The organism is Micromonospora sp. NPDC002575, from assembly GCF_042889525.1.
GTDB lineage: Bacteria > Actinomycetota > Actinomycetes > Mycobacteriales > Micromonosporaceae > Micromonospora > Micromonospora carbonacea.
On sequence record NZ_JBIARA010000026.1, the window covers coordinates 62,910 to 82,798 of the forward strand.

Here is a 19,889-nt window from a genome sequence, read left to right on the forward strand (position 1 = left end):
CCGTCGGAGCGCGGCCTGCGGCACTTGGCGGAAGGATGGCCGAGCGCATGAGGGAAGCCGAAGTCGGGCCCGCACCGACGATCCTGCCGGACGAACTCCTCGACGAGTGGGAACGCACCGGCCCGGACGTGCTCCGACACGCGATCCGACGGGTCCGGGCCGAGGCGGGGGCCCCGGCCGTCGCCCGGTTCAACAACCAGAACGGCGGGGTGCCCACGGTCCCGCACGCGGCGGGCCGGGGCGACCCGACCGCCGGGCCCGACGAGCACCGGCGGTGAGGGCCGACGACCCGCAGGACGCGCCGGTGCCGTTCCAGGAGTTCGTGCTGAAGGTGCACAGTCGGTGCAACCTGGCCTGCGACTACTGCTACGTCTACGAGATGGCCGACCAGAGCTGGGCCCGCCGGCCCCGGGTGATGAGCGCGGCGGTGGTGCGGCGCACCGGGGAGCGGATCGCCGAGCACCTGCGCGGGCACGGGCTCACCGCCGCCACCGTGGTGCTGCACGGCGGGGAGCCGCTGCTGGCCGGGGCGCACCGGCTCGAACGGCTGGTGACGGAGCTGCGCCGGCTGGCCGGGCCACGGATCACGCTCTCCTTCGTGGTGCAGACCAACGGCACCCTGCTGGACCGGCGGATGCTGGAGCTGTTCCGGCGGCACGACGTCCGCGTCGGGGTGAGCCTCGACGGCGACCGGGCCGCGACCGACCGGCACCGTCGTCGCCCGGACGGCGGCAGCAGCCACCCGGCGACGGTCCGCGCCCTGGGCCTGCTGACCGGGCCGCGCTACCGGCCGCTCTTCGCCGGCCTGCTGGCCACCGTGGACCTGGCCACCGACCCGGTGCGCGCCTACGAGTCCCTGCTGGAGTTCGCCCCGCCGACGGTCGACTTCCTGCTGCCCCACGGCACCTGGTCCGCCCCGCCGCCGGGCCGCCCCGCCGATCCGGCCCGCACGCCGTACGCCGACTGGCTGATCGCGGTCTTCGAACGCTGGTACACCGCGCCACAGCGGGAGACCGGGGTGCGGATGCTGGAGGAGATCCTGGTGCTGCTGCTGGGCGGGGCGAGCCGGATCGAGTCCGTGGGGCTCTCCCCCACGGCGTACGTGGTGGTCGAGACCGACGGCGAGATCGAGCTGGTCGACACGCTCAAGGCGGCCTATCCGGGCGCCGCCGCGACCGGGCTGACCGTGCACGCCGACCGGTTCGACGCGGCCCTGGCGCACCCGGCCGTGCGGGCGGGCCAGCGCGGCGCGGCGCGGCTGCCCACGGCGTGCCGGGCCTGCCCCGCGCGGCGGGTCTGCGGCGGCGGCCTGTACCCGCACCGGTTCCGCGCCGGGCAGGGCTTCGACAACCCGTCGGTCTACTGCCCCGACCTCTACCGGCTGATCGAGCACCTGGCCCGGCGGGTCGCGGGCGCCCCGGACGCCGCCTGTCGTCCGGCCCGGCCCGACGGGGTGCGCGCACGCCCGGCCGGCCCGCTGTCGGGTTCCCGATAGGACGGACGGGCGCTGCGGTGGGGACGACGGAAACTATCCTCGGAGCTCCGGACCGCGCCAACCGGGCCGCGGTGCGCCCGACGGCCGGCACGGGGGAGGCTCGATGACCGCTCAGCGCACCGCCGGTGAAGGCCGGCGACGGATCGTCGTGGCGCACGCCGGCACGGACCGCCTGTGGGCGGAGTGGCTGTGCGAGCAGCTCGAACGCGGAGGGGCCGACGCCGTCGCGCAGCGGGTCGAGCCCCGGGCCACCGACGAGGCCGCCGCGCTGCTGCGCGCCGCCGCGGGCGACGACGCCGGCCTGCTGCTGGTGCTCAGCGACGCGCTGCTGCGCGCGGGCGGCGGGCCGACGCCCGGGTGGGCGGAGGCGGTGACCGCGCTGCGGGCGGAACGGGGCGAGGCGTTCCGGCCGGTCTCGGTCGGCTCCCGCCGGCCGGCGTTCCTCACCCCGGCGCAGTGCCCGGTGCTCGGCGCGATGGAGGAGGCCGACGCCCAGGGCGAGGTCCTTGCCCTGTTCGGGCTGGCCGCCCCGGAGCGGCAGCGGCCCTCCGGCACGCCCTGGCCGCCCGGCCAGCCCCGGCACTGGAGCCAGCCCTTCCCGTCCCGCAACCCGCACTTCACGGGGCGGGAGGAGGCGCTGGCGCAGCTGCGGGACCGGCTCACCGAGGGGGTGACGTCGGTGGTGCCGACCGCCGTGCTGGGCACGGCCGGGGTCGGCAAGACCCAGCTCGTGATCGAGTACGCGTACCGCTTCGCCGCCTGCTACGACCTGATCTGGTACGTGCGCAGCGAGCAGCTCGCCACCGTGCGGGCCGACCTCGCCGGGCTGGCCGCCTCGCTGGGCCTGCGGATCAGCGACGACCTCGGGGTGACCGCCGACACCGTGCTGGACGCCCTGCGCCGTGGCGAGCCGGTGCGCGACTGGCTGTTGATCTTCGACAACGCGCCGACCCCGCAGGAGCTGACCCGCCTGCTGCCCACCGGCCGGGCGCCCCGGGGGCGGTGCCACGTGCTGGTGACCTCGCGCGACGAGGGCTGGCGGTCCAGCGCCGACGTGCTGGAGGTGGACGTCTACCGGCGGGCCGAGAGCGTCGACTTCCTGCGCCGGCGCGCGCCCCGGCTGACCGAGCCGGACGCGGTCGAGCTGGCCGACCGCTTCGGTGACCTGCCGCTCGCCCTGGACGCCAGCGCCGGCTACCTGTCGACCTCGCACCTGCCCGTGCGGGACTACCTCGCCGAGAGCGAGCAGCGGATGACGGCGCTGCTGAGCCAGACCCGGGTCGCGTCGTACGAGCGGCAGGTGGTGATGGCCTGGGTGCTGCCGATGAACCGGCTGCGGGAACGCCGCCGGTCGGCCGCCCAGTTGCTGCGGCTGTGCGCGTTCCTCGGCCCGGAGCCGGTGCCGCTGACCCTGCTGTTGGGCCCGCCGGGCGGCAGCCGGCCGGCCGTCGAGCTGCCCGCCCCGCTCGACGAGGAGATCGGGGACGTGATGTCCCGGGGGGACATCTTCCGGGAGATCAGCGCCTGCGGGCTGGCCCGCATCGGCGAGCGCGACGGCCGGGAGACGGTGCAGTTGCACCGGGTCTTCCAGCAGTTCCTCCGCGAGCAGCTCACCGAGGTCGAGCGCCGGACGTACGCCCGCGCGGCCCGCCGGCTGCTCGCCGCCGCCGACCCGGGCGAGCCGGACCAGATCGCCCACCGCCCCCGGTACGCCGACCTGCTGGTGCACGCCGAGGCCGCCGACGTGGCCGCCGCCGCGGACGACCCGGCGGTACGCGCCCTGGTGATCAACCTGTGCCGCTACCTCTTCTCGCGGGGCGAGTACACCGCCTGCCAGCGCCTGGGCAGCCGGGCGCGGGCGGCCTGGGTGGAGGTGATCGAGCGCAGCCACCCCGACGTGGTGGCGCTGAGCGTCACGCTGGCCAACGCGCTGCGCAGCCGGGGCGAATACCGGGCGGCCCGCTCGCTGGACGAGGCGAACCTGGCCCGCGCCCGCGCGGAGCTCGGCGAGGGGCACCCGGAGACGCTCGGCGCGGCGAACGGGCTGGCGGCCAGCCTGCGCCGGCTCGGCGACTGGCGGACCGCGTACGAGCTGGATCGGCAGGCCCACGAGCAGGCGCTGCGCGCGCTCGGCCCGGACCATCCGCGGGCCCTGCTCACCGCGCACAACCTCGCGGTGTCGCACCGGATGATGGGCGAGTTCCCCAAGGCGCTGGAGCTGGACCAGGAGGCGCTGCGCCGCTACCGGATCCGGTTCGGCGGCGAGGAGAACCGGTCGACCCTGTTCTCCGCCAACAACGTCGCCCGGGACCTGCGCGAGTGCGGCGAGTACGCGCGGGCGTGGGAGATGCAGGAGGGCGTCTTCCAGCGGTACGGGGTGTTCTTCGGCCCGGACCACCCGGACTCGCTGCGGGCGATGAAGAACCTCGCGGTCACCCGTCGCAAGGCGGGGCACTACCTCGACGCGTACCGGCTGGCCAGCGGCTGCCTGGCGCGGCACCGGCACCGGTTCGGGCCGGACTACGCGGAGACGCTGGCGGCGGCCACCAACCTCGCCAACGACCTGCGCTGCCTGGGCGAGGCGCCGGGGGCGCGGGCCCGCGCCGAGGAGGCCGTGAACCGGTTGCGCGCCACCGCCGGGGAGGAGCACCCGTACACCCTCTGCGCGGCGGTGAACCTGGCGATCTGCCTGCGGCTGTCCGGCGAGCCCGAGGAGGCCCGCCGGCTCGACGAGCGCACCCGGGCGGGGCTGGCGGAGGTGCTCGCACCGGACCACCCGTACACCCTGGCCTGCGCCACCAACCTGGCCAGCGACCTGCGGGCGCTGGGCGAGGTGCGCGCGGCGCGGCGGCTCGGCGAGGAACTGCTGGACCGCCTGCGGCGGGTGCGCGGCGCGGCACACCCGTACACCCTGGCCTGCGCGGCCAACCTGGCCGACGACCGGCGGGCCGACGACGACCACGAGGGGGCCCGCGAGCTGCTGCGGGAGACCATGGCCGGCTACGAGCGGACGCTGGGGGTCGGCCATCCCGAGGCGGAGGCGGCGGCGGCCCGCACGCGGCTGGACTGCGACGTGGAGCCGCCGCCGACCTGAGCCGGGTGCGCCTGTCCGGCCCGGCCGGTCAGCCCTCGCGGCCGGTCAGCTCGCCGGCCCTGCCGGCGGGGTCGGCCGGCGGGTAGCGGCGGGCCGTCCAGCGGCGTGGCACGCGGGCCGCCGCGGCGGGCTGGCGGTCGCGGGGCCGACGCGTCGGGCGTCGCCCGGACCGGGCCGGGGCACGGCCGGCCGGTGGCCCGGAGGCCGGCACCCGGGGCCCGACCACGGCGGGACCGCTGAGCGCGCTGCCCGGGGCCGGCGGGTCCTCCGAGCGGTCCCGAAGCTGGCTGCGGTAGAGGGTCCGGTCGCCGACGACCAGGCAGGCGATGCCGGTGGCCAGCATGGCCGGGAAGAGCAGGCTCAGGTTGCCGGTGGTCTCGGCCGCCATCACGACCAGCGCGAGCGGCGCGTGGGCGATGGAGCCGAGGCACGCCGCCATCCCGATGATCACGTACGGGGCCGGGGAGCCGGGGGCGAGCCCGAGCGGCTCCAGCAGCCGCCACACCGCCGCCCCGGCGGTCGCGCCGATCACCAGCCCCGGGCCGAAGATGCCGCCGGAGCCGCCGGAGCCGACCGACAGCGAGGTCGACACGATCTTGACGAGCGGGATCGCCAGCAGCACCCACACGGAGGTCGACAGCATCGCCTCGGCGTCGAAGGCGCGCTGGGCGGTGCCGTAGCCGGTGCCGAGGACGCCCGGCACGGCCAGCCCGATCGCGCCGACCACCAGCCCCGCGAGGGTGGGCCGCAGCACGCGGGGCAGCCGGCGCAGCCGGGCCGAGGAGAAGAAGCCCGCCGTCGCGTAGAACGCCCAGGCGTAGAGCCGGCCGAGCAGGCCGGCGAGCAGGCCCAGCAGCGGGATGACCAGCCACTGGGCCGGCTGGTCCCACCCCGTGCCGGTGACCGTGCCGAAGATCGGCTCGAACCCGTGGAACAGGCCGAAGACCAGGAAGGACACCGCCGAGGCGAGCAGCGCCGGCACGACCACGCCGGACGCGACGTCGGCCCGGTAGAGCAGCTCCGCCCCGAGCAGCGCCCCGCCCAGCGGGGACCGGAAGATCGCGCCCACCCCGGCCGCGAGGCCCATCGCCACCGTGATCCGGGCCTGCTCGTAGGTCAGCCGGGACCGGCGGGCGACCACCGAGGCCAGGGCGGCGGTGATCTGCGCGGTGGGCCCCTCGCTGCCGCCGGAGCCGCCCGAGCCGATCAGCACCGCGGAGGCGAGCATCTTGACCGCCGGCACCCGGGCCCGCATGCCGGTCGGGTCGTGGTGGGCGGCGTGGATCGCCGCGTCCGTGCCGTGCCCGCTGGTCTCGGGCGCGACCCAGACCACGAGGGCGGTGGCGACGAACGCCCCGGCGGCGACGAGCAGCGGGATGAGCAGCGGGGTCGGGAAGCCACCGGACTCGGCCGGGCCGCCCTCGCCGGCCAGGCCCGGCACCTCGTGCCCGCCGATGCCACGCAGCAGCAGCTCGTTGCCGAGGTGCAGCAGCTCGGCGAACGCGGCGGCGGCCAGGCCGGAGAGCGCGCCGGTGAGGGTGGCCAGGGGAAGCCACCGGCGCAGGGCCCCCGGCCCGCGGCTACCGCGCATCGGCAAACTCCATCACCAGCGTGCCTCGGAGCACGAGGCGGTGCGTGCCCGATGATAGCGACCGATCCGTCGGCGCGGTGCCCGCTCGACGAGTCGGCATCCCGACCGGACCAACGCCCGCGCCGCGCCCGGGTGACGCCCGGCCTGCGGACGCGCCGAGGGGCGGCCGGAACGTGCCGGCCGCCCCTCGGAAAGGCGGTGGGTCAGTAGGCGCGGGCCAGGATCGCGACCAGGTCCGGCTCGTCCTCCGAGTCGGGGACGGAGCCGTCGGCGCGCAGCAGGCAGCGCACCGTCACGCCCTGGCCGTTCGCCTCGGCCTCGCCGGCCACGCCGACCGCCGACCACGGCACGCGGGCCCACCCGGTGGCAGCCGCCTCGATCGCCTCGGCGAGCGTGGCCACCTCCACGGTGCGGGACTCGCGGTGGGCCAGCGCCTGGTCGTGCAGGGCGCGCTGGTCGGCCTCCAGGGCGGCCAGCACCGCGCCGACCACGTCGGCGACCGGGGTCGGGGACTTCGAGCCGTCCGTGCGCCGGACCACGACCGCGTTGCCGGCGGCCAGGTCGCGGGGGCCGACCTCGACGCGTACCGGATAGCCGCGCAGCTCGGCGTCGACGGCCCGGCGGCCGAACGCGGTGTCGGTGCGATCGTCGAGCGCGACCCGGACCCCGGCGTCGCGCAGCGCGTCGCGCAGCTTGGCCGCCGCCTCGCCGACGCCCTCGCCGTCCTTGACGATCATCACGTACGCCTGCACGGGCGCCAGCTTCGGCGGGACCCGCAGGCCGTTGTCGTCGCCGTGGGCCATGATCAGGCCGCCGAGCATCCGGGTCGAGGTGCCCCACGACGTCGTCCAGGCGTGCTCCCGGCCGCCCTCGGCCGAGGAGTAGCTGATGTCGAACGCCTTGGCGAAGTTCTGCCCCAGCTCGTGGCTGGTGCCGAGCTGGAGGGCCTTGCCGTCGCCCATCATGCCCTCGCACGTGTACGTGGCGGTGGCCCCGGCGAAGCGCTCCCGGGCGGTCTTGAGGCCCACCACGACCGGAATGGCGAGCACGTTGACCATCAGGTCCTCGTACGCCTCGTGCAGGATCTTGCGGGCGTACGCGCGGGCGTCGTCCCGCGTGGCGTGGGCGGTGTGCCCCTCCTGCCAGAGGAACTCGCTGGTGCGCAGGAACACGCGCGGGCGCAGCTCCCACCGGACCACGTTCGCCCACTGGTTGAGCAGCAGCGGCAGGTCCCGGTAGGAGTCGATCCACTTGGCCATGAACTCGCCGATCACCGTCTCGCTGGTGGGGCGCACCACCACCGGCTCGGCGAGCTGCTTGCCGCCGCCGTGGGTGACCACCGCCAGCTCCGGCGAGAAGCCCTCGACGTGCTCGGCCTCGCGCTTGAGGTAGCTCTCCGGGATGAACAGCGGGAAGTACGCGTTCTCCGCGCCGGCCGCCTTGATCCGGGCGTCCATTTCGGCCTGCATCCGCTCCCAGATGGCGTAGCCGGCCGGTCGGATGACCATGGTCCCCCGGACCGGGCCGTTGTCGGCCAGCTTCGCCTTGGCGATCAGGTCCTGGTACCAGCGGGGAAAGTCCTCCGCCCGGGGAGTGAGCACGCGTGCCATGACCGCACATCCTATGCGCCCCGCCGCGCGACGCCGTCGGCGGGCGCGCTCGTGGCCCGCGCCGTCCCGCTCGGACCGGATCGTCACCCGTCACGGCAGGGGCCCGTTCGGGGCACCGTGACGCGGCGCAACCCCGCCCACCGGCGGCACCACCGATCAGCGGACCCCTTTGCTCTGCACCCACATGCGCAACGGTCACGCAGCGCGACACGACCTCACCCGCCTCCACCCGCCGGTTCCTGCATCCGCCCTGTTCGGGCAACGTGTTGCGGCAGTGGGTGCAGAGCAAAGGGGGACGCGGACGTCCTGTGCGGCCAGGAGGGCGTGACGGACCGTAGGGGCGGCCGGGCATCCGGGCACAGGCCAGCGGGCCATCACGGAGCGCGAGCAATGCGGCGGGCTCCGCGTCCTCGCCCGGCGACGGTCAGCGCAGGACCCGGCCGCGCAGGACGATGCGGCTCGGGGTGCGCACCACGCTCAGGTCGCGGCGGGGGTCGGTGGGGTAGACCGTGAGGTCGGCCAGGCCGCCCTCGACCAGGCCGGGAAAGCCGAGCCACTCCCGGGCCCGCCAGGAGGCGGCGGCGAGGACGTCCACCGCCGGCATGCCGGCCTGGGAGTGCAGCAGCAGCATCTCCTCGGCGGCCAGCCCGTGGTCGATGCCGCCGCCCGCGTCGGTGCCGACGTAGATGGGCACCCCCGCCTCGTACGCCGACCGGACCACCTCGGGGAAGCGGTCGCGCAGGGCGAGCATGTGGTCGGCGTACCCGGGGAACTTCGCGCGGGCCTGCTCGGCGATCCCGCCGAACGTCCGGATGTTGATCATCGTGGGGACCAGGGCGGTGCCCTGCCGGGCCATCAGGTCGATCAGGTCGAGGCTCAGCCCGGTGCCGTGCTCGACGGAGTCCACCCCGGCCCGCACCATGATCTCGACGCCCGCCTCGGAGAACGTGTGCACCGCCGCCCGGGCCCCGGCGGCGTGCGCGGCGGCGACGGCGGCGGTCATCGTGTCGGCGTCCCAGGCGGGCGCGAGGTCGCCGGCGTCCCGGTCGATCCAGTCGCCGACCAGCTTGACCCATCCGTTGCCGGCCGCGGCCTGCGCGGCGACGGTGGCGGCCACCTGCGGCGCGTCGACCTCGACCCCGATGTCGCGCAGGTAGCGGCGCGGCGGGGCGACGTGCCGGCCCGCGCGGGCCAGTCGCGGCAGCCCCGGGTCGTCGTCGAGCTCCGGATACGGGTACGGCGAGCCCGCGTCCCGGATGGCGAGGACCCCGGCGTCGACGTCGACGTGGGCCGCCGCCCGGGCCTGGTCGAGGGAGGTGATCGGGGCGCCGCCCCGGGCGATGCCGAGGTGACAGTGGGCGTCGGTCAGCCCGGGGAGCACGAAACCGCCGTCGACGACGGTCTCCGCGCCGGGCACCGGGTCGAAGGTGACCCGGTCGCCGACCAGCCACAGGTCCCGGACCTCGTCGTCGGGCAGGAGCACACCGCGCACATGCAGAGCCATGCGCACAGTCCTACCCGATCACTCCCCGTCCGTGGCGAGCGGCCCGTGGTCGCCCACCGCCACCGACACGCGTCAGCGGGGCCGGTTGTCGCCCTTGCCGAGCTTGTTGAAGTCGATCTTCGGCAGCTTGAAGCCCGGGGGCAGGCCCTGGCCGCCGGCCAGGTCGCCCGGGTCCAGGCCCGGCGGGAGCTGCGGCATCCCGCCCGGGAACCCGCCCGGCATCCCCGCACCCGCCCCGGTACGCGGCCGGTTGCCGCCCTTGGTGCCCTTGCGCTTGTTCTTCGGCGACTTCGTCGCCTTGCGCCGGCCGCCGCCGGGCAGGCCCATCATGCCGCCCATCTGCTTCATCATCTTCTGCGCATCGGCGAAGCGGTTGAGCAGCTGGTTGACGTCCATCACGGTGACGCCCGAGCCGTTGGCGATGCGGGCCCGGCGCGAGCCGTTGATGATCTTCGGGTTGGTGCGCTCGGCCGGGGTCATCGACCGGATGATCGCGGTGACCCGGTCGAAGTGCTTGTCGTCCAGCTCGGCGAGCTGGTCCTTCATCTGCCCCATGCCCGGCATCATGGCCAGCACGTTGGCGATCGGGCCCATCCGGCGCACCGCGATGAGCTGGTCGAGGAAGTCCTCCAGGGTGAACTGCTCGCCGCCCATCAGCTTGGCGGTCATCTTCTCCTTCTGATCGGTGTCGAAGGCCGCCTCGGCCTGCTCGATCAGAGTGAGGACGTCGCCCATGCCGAGGATCCGGCTGGCCATCCGGTCGGGGTGGAAGACGTCGAAGTCCTCCAGCTTCTCGCCGGTGGAGGCGAACAGGATCGGCTGCCCGGTCACCTCGCGCACCGACAGCGCGGCGCCGCCCCGGGCGTCGCCGTCGAGCTTCGACAGCACCACGCCGGTGATGCCGACGCCGTCGCGGAACGCCTCGGCGGTGCGCACGGCGTCCTGACCGACCATCGCGTCGATGACGAAGATGACCTCGTCGGGGTCGACCGCGTCGCGGATGTCGGCGGCCTGCTGCATCATCTCGGCGTCGATGCCGAGCCGGCCGGCGGTGTCGACGATGACGATGTCCCGGGCGGCCCGCTTCGCGTGCTCGATCGAGGCGCGGGCCACCTGCACGGGGTCGCCGGTGCCGTTGCCGGGCTCCGGGGCGTACACCTCGACGCCGGCCCGGCCGCCGAGCACCTGGAGCTGCCCGACGGCGTTGGGGCGCTGGAGGTCGGCGGCGACCAGCAGCGGCTGGTGGCCCTGGCTCTTGAGCCAGCGGGCCAGCTTGCCGGCCAGGGTGGTCTTGCCGGAGCCCTGGAGGCCGGCGAGCATGATCACCGTCGGCGGCTGCTTGGCGAACTGGAGCCGCCGCCCCTCGCCGCCGAGGACGTTGATCAGCTCCTCGTTGACGATCTTGACGATCTGCTGGGCCGGGTTGAGCGCCTGGGAGACCTCCGCGCCGCGCGCCCGCTCCTTGACGTTCGCGATGAAGCCCTTGACCACCGGCAGGGCGACGTCGGCCTCCAGCAGCGCCAGGCGGATCTCGCGCGCCGTGGCGTCGATGTCGGCGTCCGTGAGCCGGCCCTTGCCGCGGAGCTTGGTGAAGATCCCGGAGAGGCGGTCACTCAAGGTGTCAAACACGCGAACATCCCGTTTGTCAGTGTTTCGGCGGGCACAACGCGACCGGGCGCAGGTGTCCGGCCATCGCTAGGGTAGCCCGACGGCCGCACCCGCGCTCCGGCCCGCCCAGCACCCGCGCCCGCTCGCGCTCGCGGGGATCGGCGGTTAGCAGGGGGCCCTTCCTCTACCGGAAGCGTTAACAAGGGGCCCCTCCTTACACGGCGGCGAGGACCGCCGCCTCCAGGCTGGCCCGCTCGTCGTCCGACGGCCAGCCGCCCACCAGGTAGAACGCGTCCACCACGTCCCCGCCGAGGGTGGAGATCCGGGCCGCGCGCACCTGCGCGCCGGCCTCGTCGAGGGCGCAGGTCACCCGGTAGAGCAGGCCGGCGGCGTCAGCGGCGCGCAGCTCCAGCAGCACCGCGTCGGTGGCCGCGTCCCGGTGCCACACGACCCGGGGTGCCGCGCCGGAGCCGCGCGCGGCGAGCGCCCGGCCCCGCAGCCGCTGGGTGACCGAGACGTCCCCGGCGACCGCCCGGCGCAGGTCGCCGCCGAGCGCGATCGGGTCGGGCGGCAGGCCGTAGCGGGGCTGCACCCGGCACTCCACCAAGGCCCGGCCGTCGACGGTGGAGGCGTCGGCGGAGACCACCTCCAGCCGGTGCAGGGCCAGGCAGCCGGCCACCGTCGCGAGCAGGCCGCGCCGGTCCGCCGCGGCCACCGCCACCCGGTCCCCCGTCAGGTGTACGACCGGCAGCGGCCCGTCGAGCAGCTCCGGGTCGGGGGCGGGCGGGGCGGGCAGCACGCCGGTGTCCAGCGCGGTGCGGACCCGGGCGACGAGCTCGGCGACGAGGCGGCCCTTCCAGTCCGACCAGGCGGCCGGGCCGGTGGCCGCCGCGTCGGCGCGGACCAAGGCGTGCAGCAGGTCGAGGGTGGCGCCGTCGCCGACGGCCTCGGCGACCCGGGCGATGGTCACCGGGTCGGACAGGTCGCGGCGGGTGGCCACGTCGGGCAGGAGCAGGTGCAGCCGGACCAGCGTGCCGATGAGCGCCACCTCGGGCTCGGGCAGGCCGATGCGGGCCACCACGGCCTCGGCCAGCGGCGCGCCCACGGTGCTGTGGTCCCCGGGCAGCCCCTTGCCGATGTCGTGCAGGAACGCGCCGAGCAGCAGCAGGTCCGGCCGGTCCACGTCGCGGGTGTGCCGGCTCGCCTCGTACGCGGCCTGCACCAGGTGCCGGTCGAGGGTGTAGCGGTGCACGGGGTTGTGCTGGGGCAGGCTGCGCAGCCGGGTCCACTCGGGCAGCCAGCCGTCGATCAGCCCGTACCGGTCGCAGGTCTCCCAGGCGGGTACGAGGCCGGGACCCGCGCCGAGCAGGGTGATGAGGGCGGCGCGGGCCTCCGCCGGCCAGGGTGACGGCAGCGGCGGGCAGTAGGCGGCCAGCCACTCGCAGGTGGCGCGGGCGATGGGCAGCCGCGTGGTGGCCGCCGCGGCGGCCATCCGCAGGGACAGGCTCGGGTCGGGGCGCGCGCCGATCGCGGTGCGGGCCAGCACCAGCTCCCCGTCGTGCTCGACGACGTCCCGGGCGACCGGGCGGCGCGCCGGGCGGGGGTCGGCCCCCCGGCGGCGGGAGCGCAGCCGGTCGGCGGCCCGCCACGCGTCGTCGAGGGCGTGGCTGACGGTGCGGGCGTCCCCGGCGACCCGGCGCAGCAGCACGTCGCCGTCGTGCGCGGCCACGGCCCCGGAGGCGGCGTCGCCCGCCGGCTGGCGCAGGCCGAGCCGGGCGGCGACGCCGTCGCGTTCCTGGGCGACCAGCCGGTCGACGCGGCGGCCGGCCTGCTCGTGCAGGGCGTCGCGGGTGTCGAGCAGGCGCAGGTGGGCGGCCCGGACGGCGGGACGCAGCGCGTCGGTGATGCCGGCGGTGGCGATGGCGCGCAGGATGCCCACGTCGCGCAGCCCGCCGGCGGCCTCCTTGAGGTCGCCTTCGAGGAGGAAGGCCAGCTCGCCGTGGGCCTGCCAGCGGGCCTCGGTGATCTCCCGCAGGGCGGGCAGCTGACGGACGGCGGTGCGCCGCCAGTGGTCGGCGGCGGTGCGGGCGAGGGTGTCGGCGAGTTCCCGGTCGCCGGCGACGTACCGGGCGTCGAGCAGGCCGAGGGCGACCTTCACGTCGTCCTGGGCCACCGACAGCGCCTCGGCCAGGGTCCGCACCGAATGGTCGAGCCGCAGGCCGGCGTCCCAGATCGGATACCACAGCTTGGGGGCCAGCTCGTCCATGCCGGGCACCCCGGCGTGCACGAGCACCAGGTCAAGGTCGCCGTACGGGGCGCACTGCCGCCGCCCGAGCCCGCCCACGGCGACCAGCGCGATGCCGGAGCTCTCCGGCAGCAGCGGCGCCAGCCACCGGTCGAAGGCGGCGGCCCGCGCCCGGCGCGCCGCGTCCCCGATCCCCCCGGGAACGCCGACGACCTCGTTGATCAAGAGGTTCGCGTCGCCGTCGCCGGCTTTGTCCGACGCGTTCCCCTTGATCAACGAGGTCATCTGGTCGGGCCGGCCTAGAGGGCGTCCAGGCCGCGTTCGCCGGTGCGGACCCGGACGACGTCCTCGACGCCGGTCACCCACACCTTGCCGTCGCCGATCTTGCCGGTCCGGGCGGCGCCGACGATCGCGTCGACGATCTTCTCGACGTCGATCTCGTCGGTGAGCACCTCGACCCGGATCTTCGGCAGGAACTCGACCGTGTACTCGGCACCCCGGTAGACCTCGGTGTGCCCCTTCTGCCGGCCGTAGCCCTGGACCTCGCTGACGGTCAGCCCGGCCACGCCGAGGGCGTGCAGGGCCTCCTTCACCGCGTCCAGCTGGTACGGCTTGATGACCGCGGTCACCAGCTTCATGTCCAACCCCTCCATCCCAGGAACGTTAACCGGCGACCTTCTCGCTGACCGGCTCGGACTCGTCCGCGGCCGGCTTGGTGCCGGCGACGCCCGCCGGCGTCCCGATCCCGGCGAGCGCGAACGCGCTGCCGCCGCCGCTGCCACCGGCCACGGAGAGGTCGTAACCGCTCTCGGCGTGCTCGGCGAGGTCGATGCCCTCGACCTCGGCCTCGGGCTTGAGCCGGAAGCCGATCGTCTTCTCGATCGCGAAGGCGAGCAGCCAGGCGATCCCGAAGGACCACACGGTCACGATCAGGCCGGCGATGGCCTGGCGGCCGAGCTGGGTGACCCCGCCGCCGTAGAACAGGCCGTCGGAGGCGCCGACCACGTCGGTGATCGCGGAGTTGACCGAGTTGGTGGCGAACAGGCCGAGCCAGAGCGAGCCGATCCAGCCACCGACGAAGTGCACGCCGACCACGTCGAGGGAGTCGTCGTAGCCGAGCTTGTACTTCAGGGCGATGGCGAGGGCGCAGACCGCACCGGCGACGATGCCGAGCAGGACCGCGGCCCACGGGGCGATGAAGCCACAGGCCGGGGTGATGGCGACCAGGCCGGCGACCGCGCCGGAGGACGCACCGACCATGGTCGGCTTCTTGTCCTTGATCCACTCCACCGCGAGCCAGCCGAGCACCGCTGCGGCGGTGGCGAGCTGGGTGTTGATGAAGGCGAGGCCGGCGACCGAGTCGACGGTCAGCTCCGAGCCGGCGTTGAACCCGAACCAGCCGAACCAGAGCAGGCCGGCGCCGAGCGCGACCAGCGGGATGTTGTGCGGCTTCATGCCCTCGCGGGGCCAGCCGAGCCGCTTGCCCAGCACCAGCGCCACGGCCAGGGCCGCCGCACCGGCGTTGATGTGCACGGCGGTGCCGCCGGCGAAGTCCAGCGCGTGGATGTCACCGCCGATGATGCCGCCGCCCCACACCCAGTGGGCGACCGGGAAGTAGACCAGCGTGGCCCACCCGAAGGCGAACAGCAGCCAGCCGCCGAACTTGGCGCGGTCGGAGATCGCGCCGCTGATCAGCGCGACGGTGATCACCGCGAAGACCATCTGGAACGCCATGAACACGTAGAGCGGGACCCCGATGCCGCTGGGGTTCTCCGCCGTGGCGCCCCACAGGTCGGTCTCGGCCAGGAAGGTCTTGGTGCCGAGGTACGCCCCCGGGTCGCCCCAGAAGCCGTTCACGTCGGTCCCGAAGGCGACGCTGAAACCGTAGAACCACCACAGAACAGAGATGAGCCCAATGGCGGAGAAGCTCATCATCATCATGTTGAGCACGCCCTTGGCCCGGTTGAGCCCGCCGTAGAACAGCGCCAGTCCGGGCGTCATGAGCAGCACGAGCGCGGTCGAAACCAGCAGCCAAACGGTGTTGCCGCCGTCGATCGTCGGTGCTTCAGGCACGCTGGCCTCCTAAAGGTGAAGTTCCCTCCTTCGCGGCTTCCGGGGCAGCGTCGCCCGTACGCCGGTTGCGCGGAAGCTTGGTCGCCTCCTGTTTCCTTCAGCGTCACCACGCGATTTCCAGCCCGTGACGCTGTGTTTCGGACGTGTGAAGAAAACCTCACCGCCGCCGGCCGGGGCGGCGGTTCAGCGCAGCGCGTGCTCGAGAGCGTGCCGTTCGTAGTCCAACAGGCGAAGGTCGCGCATCGGGCGGCGAAGGTGACCCTTGTGCACGATCCGGACGAACGCCGGCTCACCCGCGGCGGCCATCCGGCGGATGCCCTCGACGTGGTCGACGACGCGCTTGCGGATGGTGCGCACCAGCCGGTGCCGGTCGCGCGGGATCAGCCCGTACGCGTCGGCGAACAGCCGCAGCCGGCGCGGCCGGTCCGGGTGCCGCCAACCCAGGGTGATCGAGTCCCGGTCGGAGAAGATCGGCACCCAGGTCCACGCCGCGTACGCCACGTCGTAGATCCGCGCGCCCGGCGAGGCGAGGTCGAAGTCGATCAGCCCGAGGGTGCCGTCCGGCCGCCAGATGACGTTGTGCGGGGCGGCGTCGTGGTGGCAGATCACCTCGGTGTCCGGCGGGGGCGGGCCGAACGAGCGCCACACCGCCCCGGGCGGCGGGGCGAAACCGTACTGGGCGTCGTGGAACATCCGCAGCATCGTGGCGACCGTCACCAGCGCCTCGTCCGTGACCCAGTGCGGGGCCAGCGGGTATTCCCCGCACTCCCCCTCCAGGTAAGACAGGACCTCCCGGTTGCGCTCGTCCATGCCGAGCGCCCGGGGCGCGCCGGTGAACCCGACATACTCCAGGTGGCGCAGCAGCGCATGCACGGACGGGGTCCACGGGCCGGCGTTGCGCCGAACGGTGTCGCCGACCCGGACGACGGTGCTGACGTTCCCGCCGTGCAGCGGGATCTCCTGCGAAGTCACGTACGGTCTCCCGAGGCCCGGCGCCGGGTGGCGGTCCTCGCGCCACCCGGCGTAGGCGCGATCGTCACTGGTCACTGCGAGGTTACGCGTCGCGGGCGAGCGGCTCGGTGCCGAGCAGCGCGTCCACGAACTGCGCCGGGTCGAACGGGGCCAGGTCGTCCTTGCCCTCGCCGAGGCCGACCAGCTTGACGGGGATGCCGAGCTTGCGCTGCACGGCGATCACGATGCCGCCCTTGGCGGTGCCGTCGAGCTTGGTCAGCACCACGCCGGTCACGTTGACCACCTCGGTGAAGACCCGGGCCTGCTCCAGGCCGTTCTGGCCGGTCGTGGCATCGAGCACCAGCAGGGTCTCGTCGATCGGCCCGTGCTTCTCCACGACCCGCTTGACCTTGCCCAGCTCGTCCATCAGGCCGACCTTGTTCTGCAACCGGCCGGCGGTGTCGATCAGCACCGTGTCGACGCCGGTGTCGATGCCGCGCTTCACCGCGTCGAACGCGACGCTGGCCGGGTCGGCGGCCTCCGGCCCGCGGACGGTCTCCGCGCCGACCCGGCCGCCCCACGTCTCCAACTGGTCGGCGGCGGCGGCGCGGAACGTGTCCGCCGCGCCGAGCAGCACGCTGCGGCCGTCGGCGACCAGCACCCGGGCGATCTTGCCGCAGGTGGTGGTCTTGCCGGCCCCGTTGACGCCGACCACCAGCACCACCGCCGGCACCCCGTCGGACGGCGCGGTGCGCAGCGACCGGTCCAGGGCCGGGTCGAGGGCCTCGACCAGCTCGGCGGCGAGCAGGGCGCGCAGCTCGTCGACGGTGCGGGTGCCGAGCACCCGGGTCCGCTCCCGCAGCCGGTCGACGATCTGGCGGGTCGCGTCGATGCCGACGTCGGCGGTGATCAGGCTGTCCTCGATCTCCTCCCAGGTGTCCTCGTCGAGCCGGTCCCGGCTGAGCAGGCCGAGCAGGCCCTTGCCGAAGGCGTTCTGCGAGCGGGACAGCCGGGACCGCAGCCGCACCAGCCGGCCGGCGGTCGGCTCGGGCACCTCGACGGCGGGCGGCGCCTCCACCACGGGCGAGGGCTCGACCAGGATCCCCGTGGAAAGGTCCGTCTCGGGCGCCTCGACGGGCGGCCCGGCGAGGTCCCGGCCGGCGCGGGTGTCCACCTCCGTCTCCGGCAGCGGCGGTTGCGGACGCCGGCGCAGCCGCGGCACCACCAGCCCGAGGCCGCCGAGGATCAGCACGCCGAGCAGGGCGAGCGCGATGAGGAGGTATTCCGTCATGCCGAAATCCTGTCAGATGCCGGCGACGACGTCCCAGCCACCGCTGCCGACGGGGGTGCGAGCTGCGGGTACGCTCGCGGCGGCCAGGGGTGGCGCGACGGCCGGCCGGGTAGAAATGATGAGATCGTCTCGTCCTCCTGGAGGTTCCCCATGCCGGCTCCCCGCCTGCTCATCGGCCCGCTGCTGCGCCGGGTCGTCGGCACGCGGGCCACCGTCTGGGTGGAGACCAGCGCGCCCGCGACGGTCCGGGTCCGCACGGCCGACGGCGCCGAGGGCACGGCGGCCACCTTCTCCGCGTACGACCACCACTACGCGCTCGTCGTCGTCGAGGGGCTCGCCCCCGGCAGCGCGACGACGTACGAGGTGCTGCTCGACGACGAGGTGGCCTGGCCGGAGCCCCGCTCCGCCTTCCCGCCCAGCGTGATCCGCACCCGGGCCGCCGACGACCGGGACCAGCCGGTGCGCCTGGTCTTCGGCTCCTGCCGGGAGACCACCCAGCACTCCACCGCCCGCAAGCTGCCCCCCGACGCGCTCGACGCGTACGCCCGGCGGTTGATGGCCGACCCCGACCTGGCCGCCGCCCAGCCCGACCTGCTGGTGCTGCTCGGCGACCAGGTCTACGCCGACGAGACCTCGCCGACGGTGCGGCGGCTGCTCAAGCGGCGGCGCAGGCGGCCGGAGGGCGCACCGGCGACGCAGGTGGTCAGCTTCGACGAGTACACCAAGCTCTACCTGGAGTCGTGGCGCGACCCGGAGATCCGCTGGCTCTTCTCCACCGTGCCCAGCGTGATGATCTTCGACGACCACGAGGTGATCGACGACTGGAACACCTCCGCGTCGTGGCGCGACGACATGCGCGCCCAACCCTGGTGGGCCGAGCGGATCGGCAGCGGCCTGGCCTCCTACTGGGTCTACCAGCACCTGGGCAATCTCGCCCCCGACGAGATCGCCGCCGACCCCGTGTACGCGAAGGTCACCGCCGCCGCCCCGGACGCCACCGAGGTCCTGCGCGAGTTCGGCGCCCGGGTCGACCGGGAGGCCGACGAGGCGCACGACACCGAGCGCTGGCGCGCCGTGCAATACCAGTGGAGCTACGCCCTGGACCTGGGGCGCACGCGGCTGGTGATGCTGGACAACCGGTGCAGCCGGGTGCTGGAGCGGGGCCACCGGGCGATGCTGCCGCCCGGCGAGTGGTCCTGGTTCCTCGACCGGGCGCACGGCGTCTACGACCACCTCGTCGTCGGCGCGTCGCTGCCCTGGCTGCTGCCGCCCGGCATCCACCACGTCGAGGCGTGGAACGAGAAGCTCGCCGACTCCCGGCACCGCTGGGTGGCCGCCTTCGCCGAGCGGCTGCGCCGGGCGCTCGACCTGGAGCACTGGGCGGCGTTCCGGCGTTCCTTCGACGCCCTCGGCGCGCTCTTCGCGCGGCTGGGCAGCGGCCCGGCCGGGCACACCGGCGACCGGGTCGGCGCGGGGCCGGCGTACCCCCCGCCGGCGTCGATCAGCGTGCTCTCCGGGGACGTGCACCACTCGTACGTGGCCCGGGCCCGCTTCGCCGACCCGGGGGTGCGCACCCCCGTGCACCAGCTCACCTGCTCGCCGATCCACAACCAGGTGCCGGCGGCGATGCGCCCGCTGATGCGGCTGGGCTGGTCGCCGGGGCCGGCCGGGGCCGCCCGCGCGCTGGCCCGCTGCGCCGGGGTACGCCGCCCGAGCGTGCGCTGGCGCAAGCTGGCCGGCCCGTTCTTCGGCAACGCGGTGGCCACCCTCGCCCACACCGGCCGCACCGCCGACGTGACGATCGAGGGCACCACCGGCGACGGACGCCTGCGCACGGTTTTCCGAAGGCGGCTCGCCTCCGAGGGCTGAGCCCGTCGCGCCCGTACCCTTGCGGCGTGGACGATCATTCCCCGGAAACCCTGCGGTTCGTCGAGCACGAGTTGACCGCGCTGCTGCGCCGGGGCCGCTCGCTCTCCTTCGAGGTCGCCCGCGAGGTGCACCCCAACCTGGACCAGAACGCGTACGGGCTGCTGCTGTGGCTGCGCCGGTCGGACGCGACCCGGCTGACCGACCTGGCCGCCCGGCTCGGGATCAGCAAGGGGACCCTGAGCCGGCAGATCAACGGCCTGGAGGCGCTCGGGCTGGTGCGCCGGGAGCCGGAGCCGGAGGACCGGCGGGCGTGGCGGCTCACCCTGACCGAGGAGGGGCAGCGCCGGTTCGACGCCGCCCGGGCGACCCGGCTCGCCCTGTTCCGGCGCATAGTGGAGAGCTGGTCGAGACGGGACGTGGAGGACTTCGGCCGCCTCCTGCGCCGCTTCAACGACGCCCTCGACTGATTCCCTATCGGGGATCGGTTGTCAAGATGCCGGCTGGCTTGACCGTGTAGGTGGGCTGGTTGGAGGATCGTTGGTGGGGAAGGTCGCCTCG

Annotated in this window: 14 protein-coding genes; 5 read left to right on the forward strand and 9 right to left on the reverse strand. The window is 74.8% G+C overall.

Annotation, left to right across the window (positions count from 1 at the left end; translation table 11 throughout):
* Positions 1–47 precede the first annotated feature (47 nt).
* The 3 genes from ACFYWL_RS28145 (at position 48) to fxsT (ending at position 4,589) form a co-directional block, all read left to right on the forward strand.
* Complete coding sequence (locus ACFYWL_RS28145) at positions 48–278, forward strand: hypothetical protein (RefSeq protein ID WP_386978732.1); 231 nt, start codon at positions 48–50, stop codon at positions 276–278.
* On the forward strand, positions 275–1,495 hold the full coding sequence (locus ACFYWL_RS28150; RefSeq protein WP_386978735.1) for an FxsB family cyclophane-forming radical SAM/SPASM peptide maturase: 1,221 nt from the start codon (positions 275–277) through the stop codon (positions 1,493–1,495). Before ACFYWL_RS28145 ends, ACFYWL_RS28150 begins: the two co-directional genes overlap by 4 nt.
* A gap of 103 nt (positions 1,496–1,598) precedes the next feature.
* A complete protein-coding gene (gene fxsT / locus ACFYWL_RS28155) occupies positions 1,599–4,589 on the forward strand; it encodes an FxSxx-COOH system tetratricopeptide repeat protein (RefSeq protein ID WP_386978738.1) in 2,991 nt (996 codons plus the stop codon).
* A 28-nt stretch (positions 4,590–4,617) separates the two neighbouring features.
* Here fxsT and ACFYWL_RS28160 read toward each other — a convergent pair whose 3' ends face one another.
* From ACFYWL_RS28160 to ftsY, 9 genes are all read right to left on the reverse strand, one after another.
* Positions 4,618–6,180, reverse strand: coding sequence for a chloride channel protein (locus ACFYWL_RS28160; RefSeq protein ID WP_386978741.1), 1,563 nt, complete (start codon positions 6,178–6,180; stop codon positions 4,618–4,620).
* A gap of 203 nt (positions 6,181–6,383) precedes the next feature.
* Positions 6,384–7,790, reverse strand: coding sequence for a proline--tRNA ligase (proS, locus tag ACFYWL_RS28165; RefSeq protein WP_386978744.1), 1,407 nt, complete (start codon positions 7,788–7,790; stop codon positions 6,384–6,386).
* A gap of 424 nt (positions 7,791–8,214) precedes the next feature.
* Positions 8,215–9,294, reverse strand: a complete 1,080-nt coding sequence (locus tag ACFYWL_RS28170; RefSeq protein WP_386978747.1) for an amidohydrolase family protein — start codon at positions 9,292–9,294, stop codon at positions 8,215–8,217.
* Between the two features lie 72 nt (positions 9,295–9,366).
* Positions 9,367–10,923, reverse strand: coding sequence for a signal recognition particle protein (ffh, locus tag ACFYWL_RS28175; RefSeq protein WP_386978750.1), 1,557 nt, complete (start codon positions 10,921–10,923; stop codon positions 9,367–9,369).
* Positions 10,924–11,116: 193 nt separating this feature from the next.
* Positions 11,117–13,432: a [protein-PII] uridylyltransferase gene (locus ACFYWL_RS28180; RefSeq protein ID WP_386978753.1), complete on the reverse strand. Its 2,316-nt coding sequence runs from the start codon at positions 13,430–13,432 to the stop codon at positions 11,117–11,119.
* 14 nt (positions 13,433–13,446) lie between these two features.
* A complete protein-coding gene (locus tag ACFYWL_RS28185; protein ID WP_176734061.1) occupies positions 13,447–13,785 on the reverse strand; it encodes a P-II family nitrogen regulator in 339 nt (112 codons plus the stop codon).
* A gap of 25 nt (positions 13,786–13,810) precedes the next feature.
* Positions 13,811–15,220 carry an ammonium transporter gene (locus ACFYWL_RS28190; protein ID WP_386978756.1) on the reverse strand — a complete coding sequence of 470 codons (1,410 nt, stop codon included), beginning with the start codon at positions 15,218–15,220 and terminating at the stop codon, positions 13,811–13,813.
* Between the two features lie 183 nt (positions 15,221–15,403).
* Positions 15,404–16,267, reverse strand: coding sequence for a phosphotransferase (locus ACFYWL_RS28195; RefSeq protein WP_386978759.1), 864 nt, complete (start codon positions 16,265–16,267; stop codon positions 15,404–15,406).
* Between the two features lie 7 nt (positions 16,268–16,274).
* Positions 16,275–17,462 (reverse strand): signal recognition particle-docking protein FtsY, encoded by a 1,188-nt coding sequence (ftsY, locus tag ACFYWL_RS28200; RefSeq protein ID WP_386978762.1) that lies wholly within the window; start codon positions 17,460–17,462, stop codon positions 16,275–16,277.
* A gap of 150 nt (positions 17,463–17,612) precedes the next feature.
* On the opposite strand from ftsY, the gene ACFYWL_RS28205 reads away from it, so the two are divergent.
* Both ACFYWL_RS28205 and ACFYWL_RS28210 read left to right on the forward strand, forming a co-directional pair.
* A complete protein-coding gene (locus ACFYWL_RS28205; protein ID WP_386978765.1) occupies positions 17,613–19,331 on the forward strand; it encodes an alkaline phosphatase D family protein in 1,719 nt (572 codons plus the stop codon).
* A gap of 26 nt (positions 19,332–19,357) precedes the next feature.
* On the forward strand, positions 19,358–19,798 hold the full coding sequence (locus tag ACFYWL_RS28210; protein WP_386978767.1) for a MarR family winged helix-turn-helix transcriptional regulator: 441 nt from the start codon (positions 19,358–19,360) through the stop codon (positions 19,796–19,798).
* The last annotated feature ends 91 nt before the right edge of the window (positions 19,799–19,889 follow it).

What these genes read in the sequence shown, in the direction of transcription:
- ACFYWL_RS28145 (WP_386978732.1), top strand. Translation starts at nt 48, where the DNA reads ATGAGGGAAGCCGAAGTCGGGCCCGCACCGACGATCCTGCCGGACGAA.
- fxsT (WP_386978738.1), top strand. Translation starts at nt 1,599, where the DNA reads ATGACCGCTCAGCGCACCGCCGGTGAAGGCCGGCGACGGATCGTCGTG.
- ACFYWL_RS28160 (WP_386978741.1), bottom strand. Translation starts at nt 6,180, where the DNA reads ATGCGCGGTAGCCGCGGGCCGGGGGCCCTGCGCCGGTGGCTTCCCCTG.
- proS (WP_386978744.1), bottom strand. Translation starts at nt 7,790, where the DNA reads ATGGCACGCGTGCTCACTCCCCGGGCGGAGGACTTTCCCCGCTGGTAC.
- ACFYWL_RS28170 (WP_386978747.1), bottom strand. Translation starts at nt 9,294, where the DNA reads ATGGCTCTGCATGTGCGCGGTGTGCTCCTGCCCGACGACGAGGTCCGG.
- ACFYWL_RS28180 (WP_386978753.1), bottom strand. Translation starts at nt 13,432, where the DNA reads ATGACCTCGTTGATCAAGGGGAACGCGTCGGACAAAGCCGGCGACGGC.
- ACFYWL_RS28185 (WP_176734061.1), bottom strand. Translation starts at nt 13,785, where the DNA reads ATGAAGCTGGTGACCGCGGTCATCAAGCCGTACCAGCTGGACGCGGTG.
- ftsY (WP_386978762.1), bottom strand. Translation starts at nt 17,462, where the DNA reads ATGACGGAATACCTCCTCATCGCGCTCGCCCTGCTCGGCGTGCTGATC.
- ACFYWL_RS28205 (WP_386978765.1), top strand. Translation starts at nt 17,613, where the DNA reads ATGCCGGCTCCCCGCCTGCTCATCGGCCCGCTGCTGCGCCGGGTCGTC.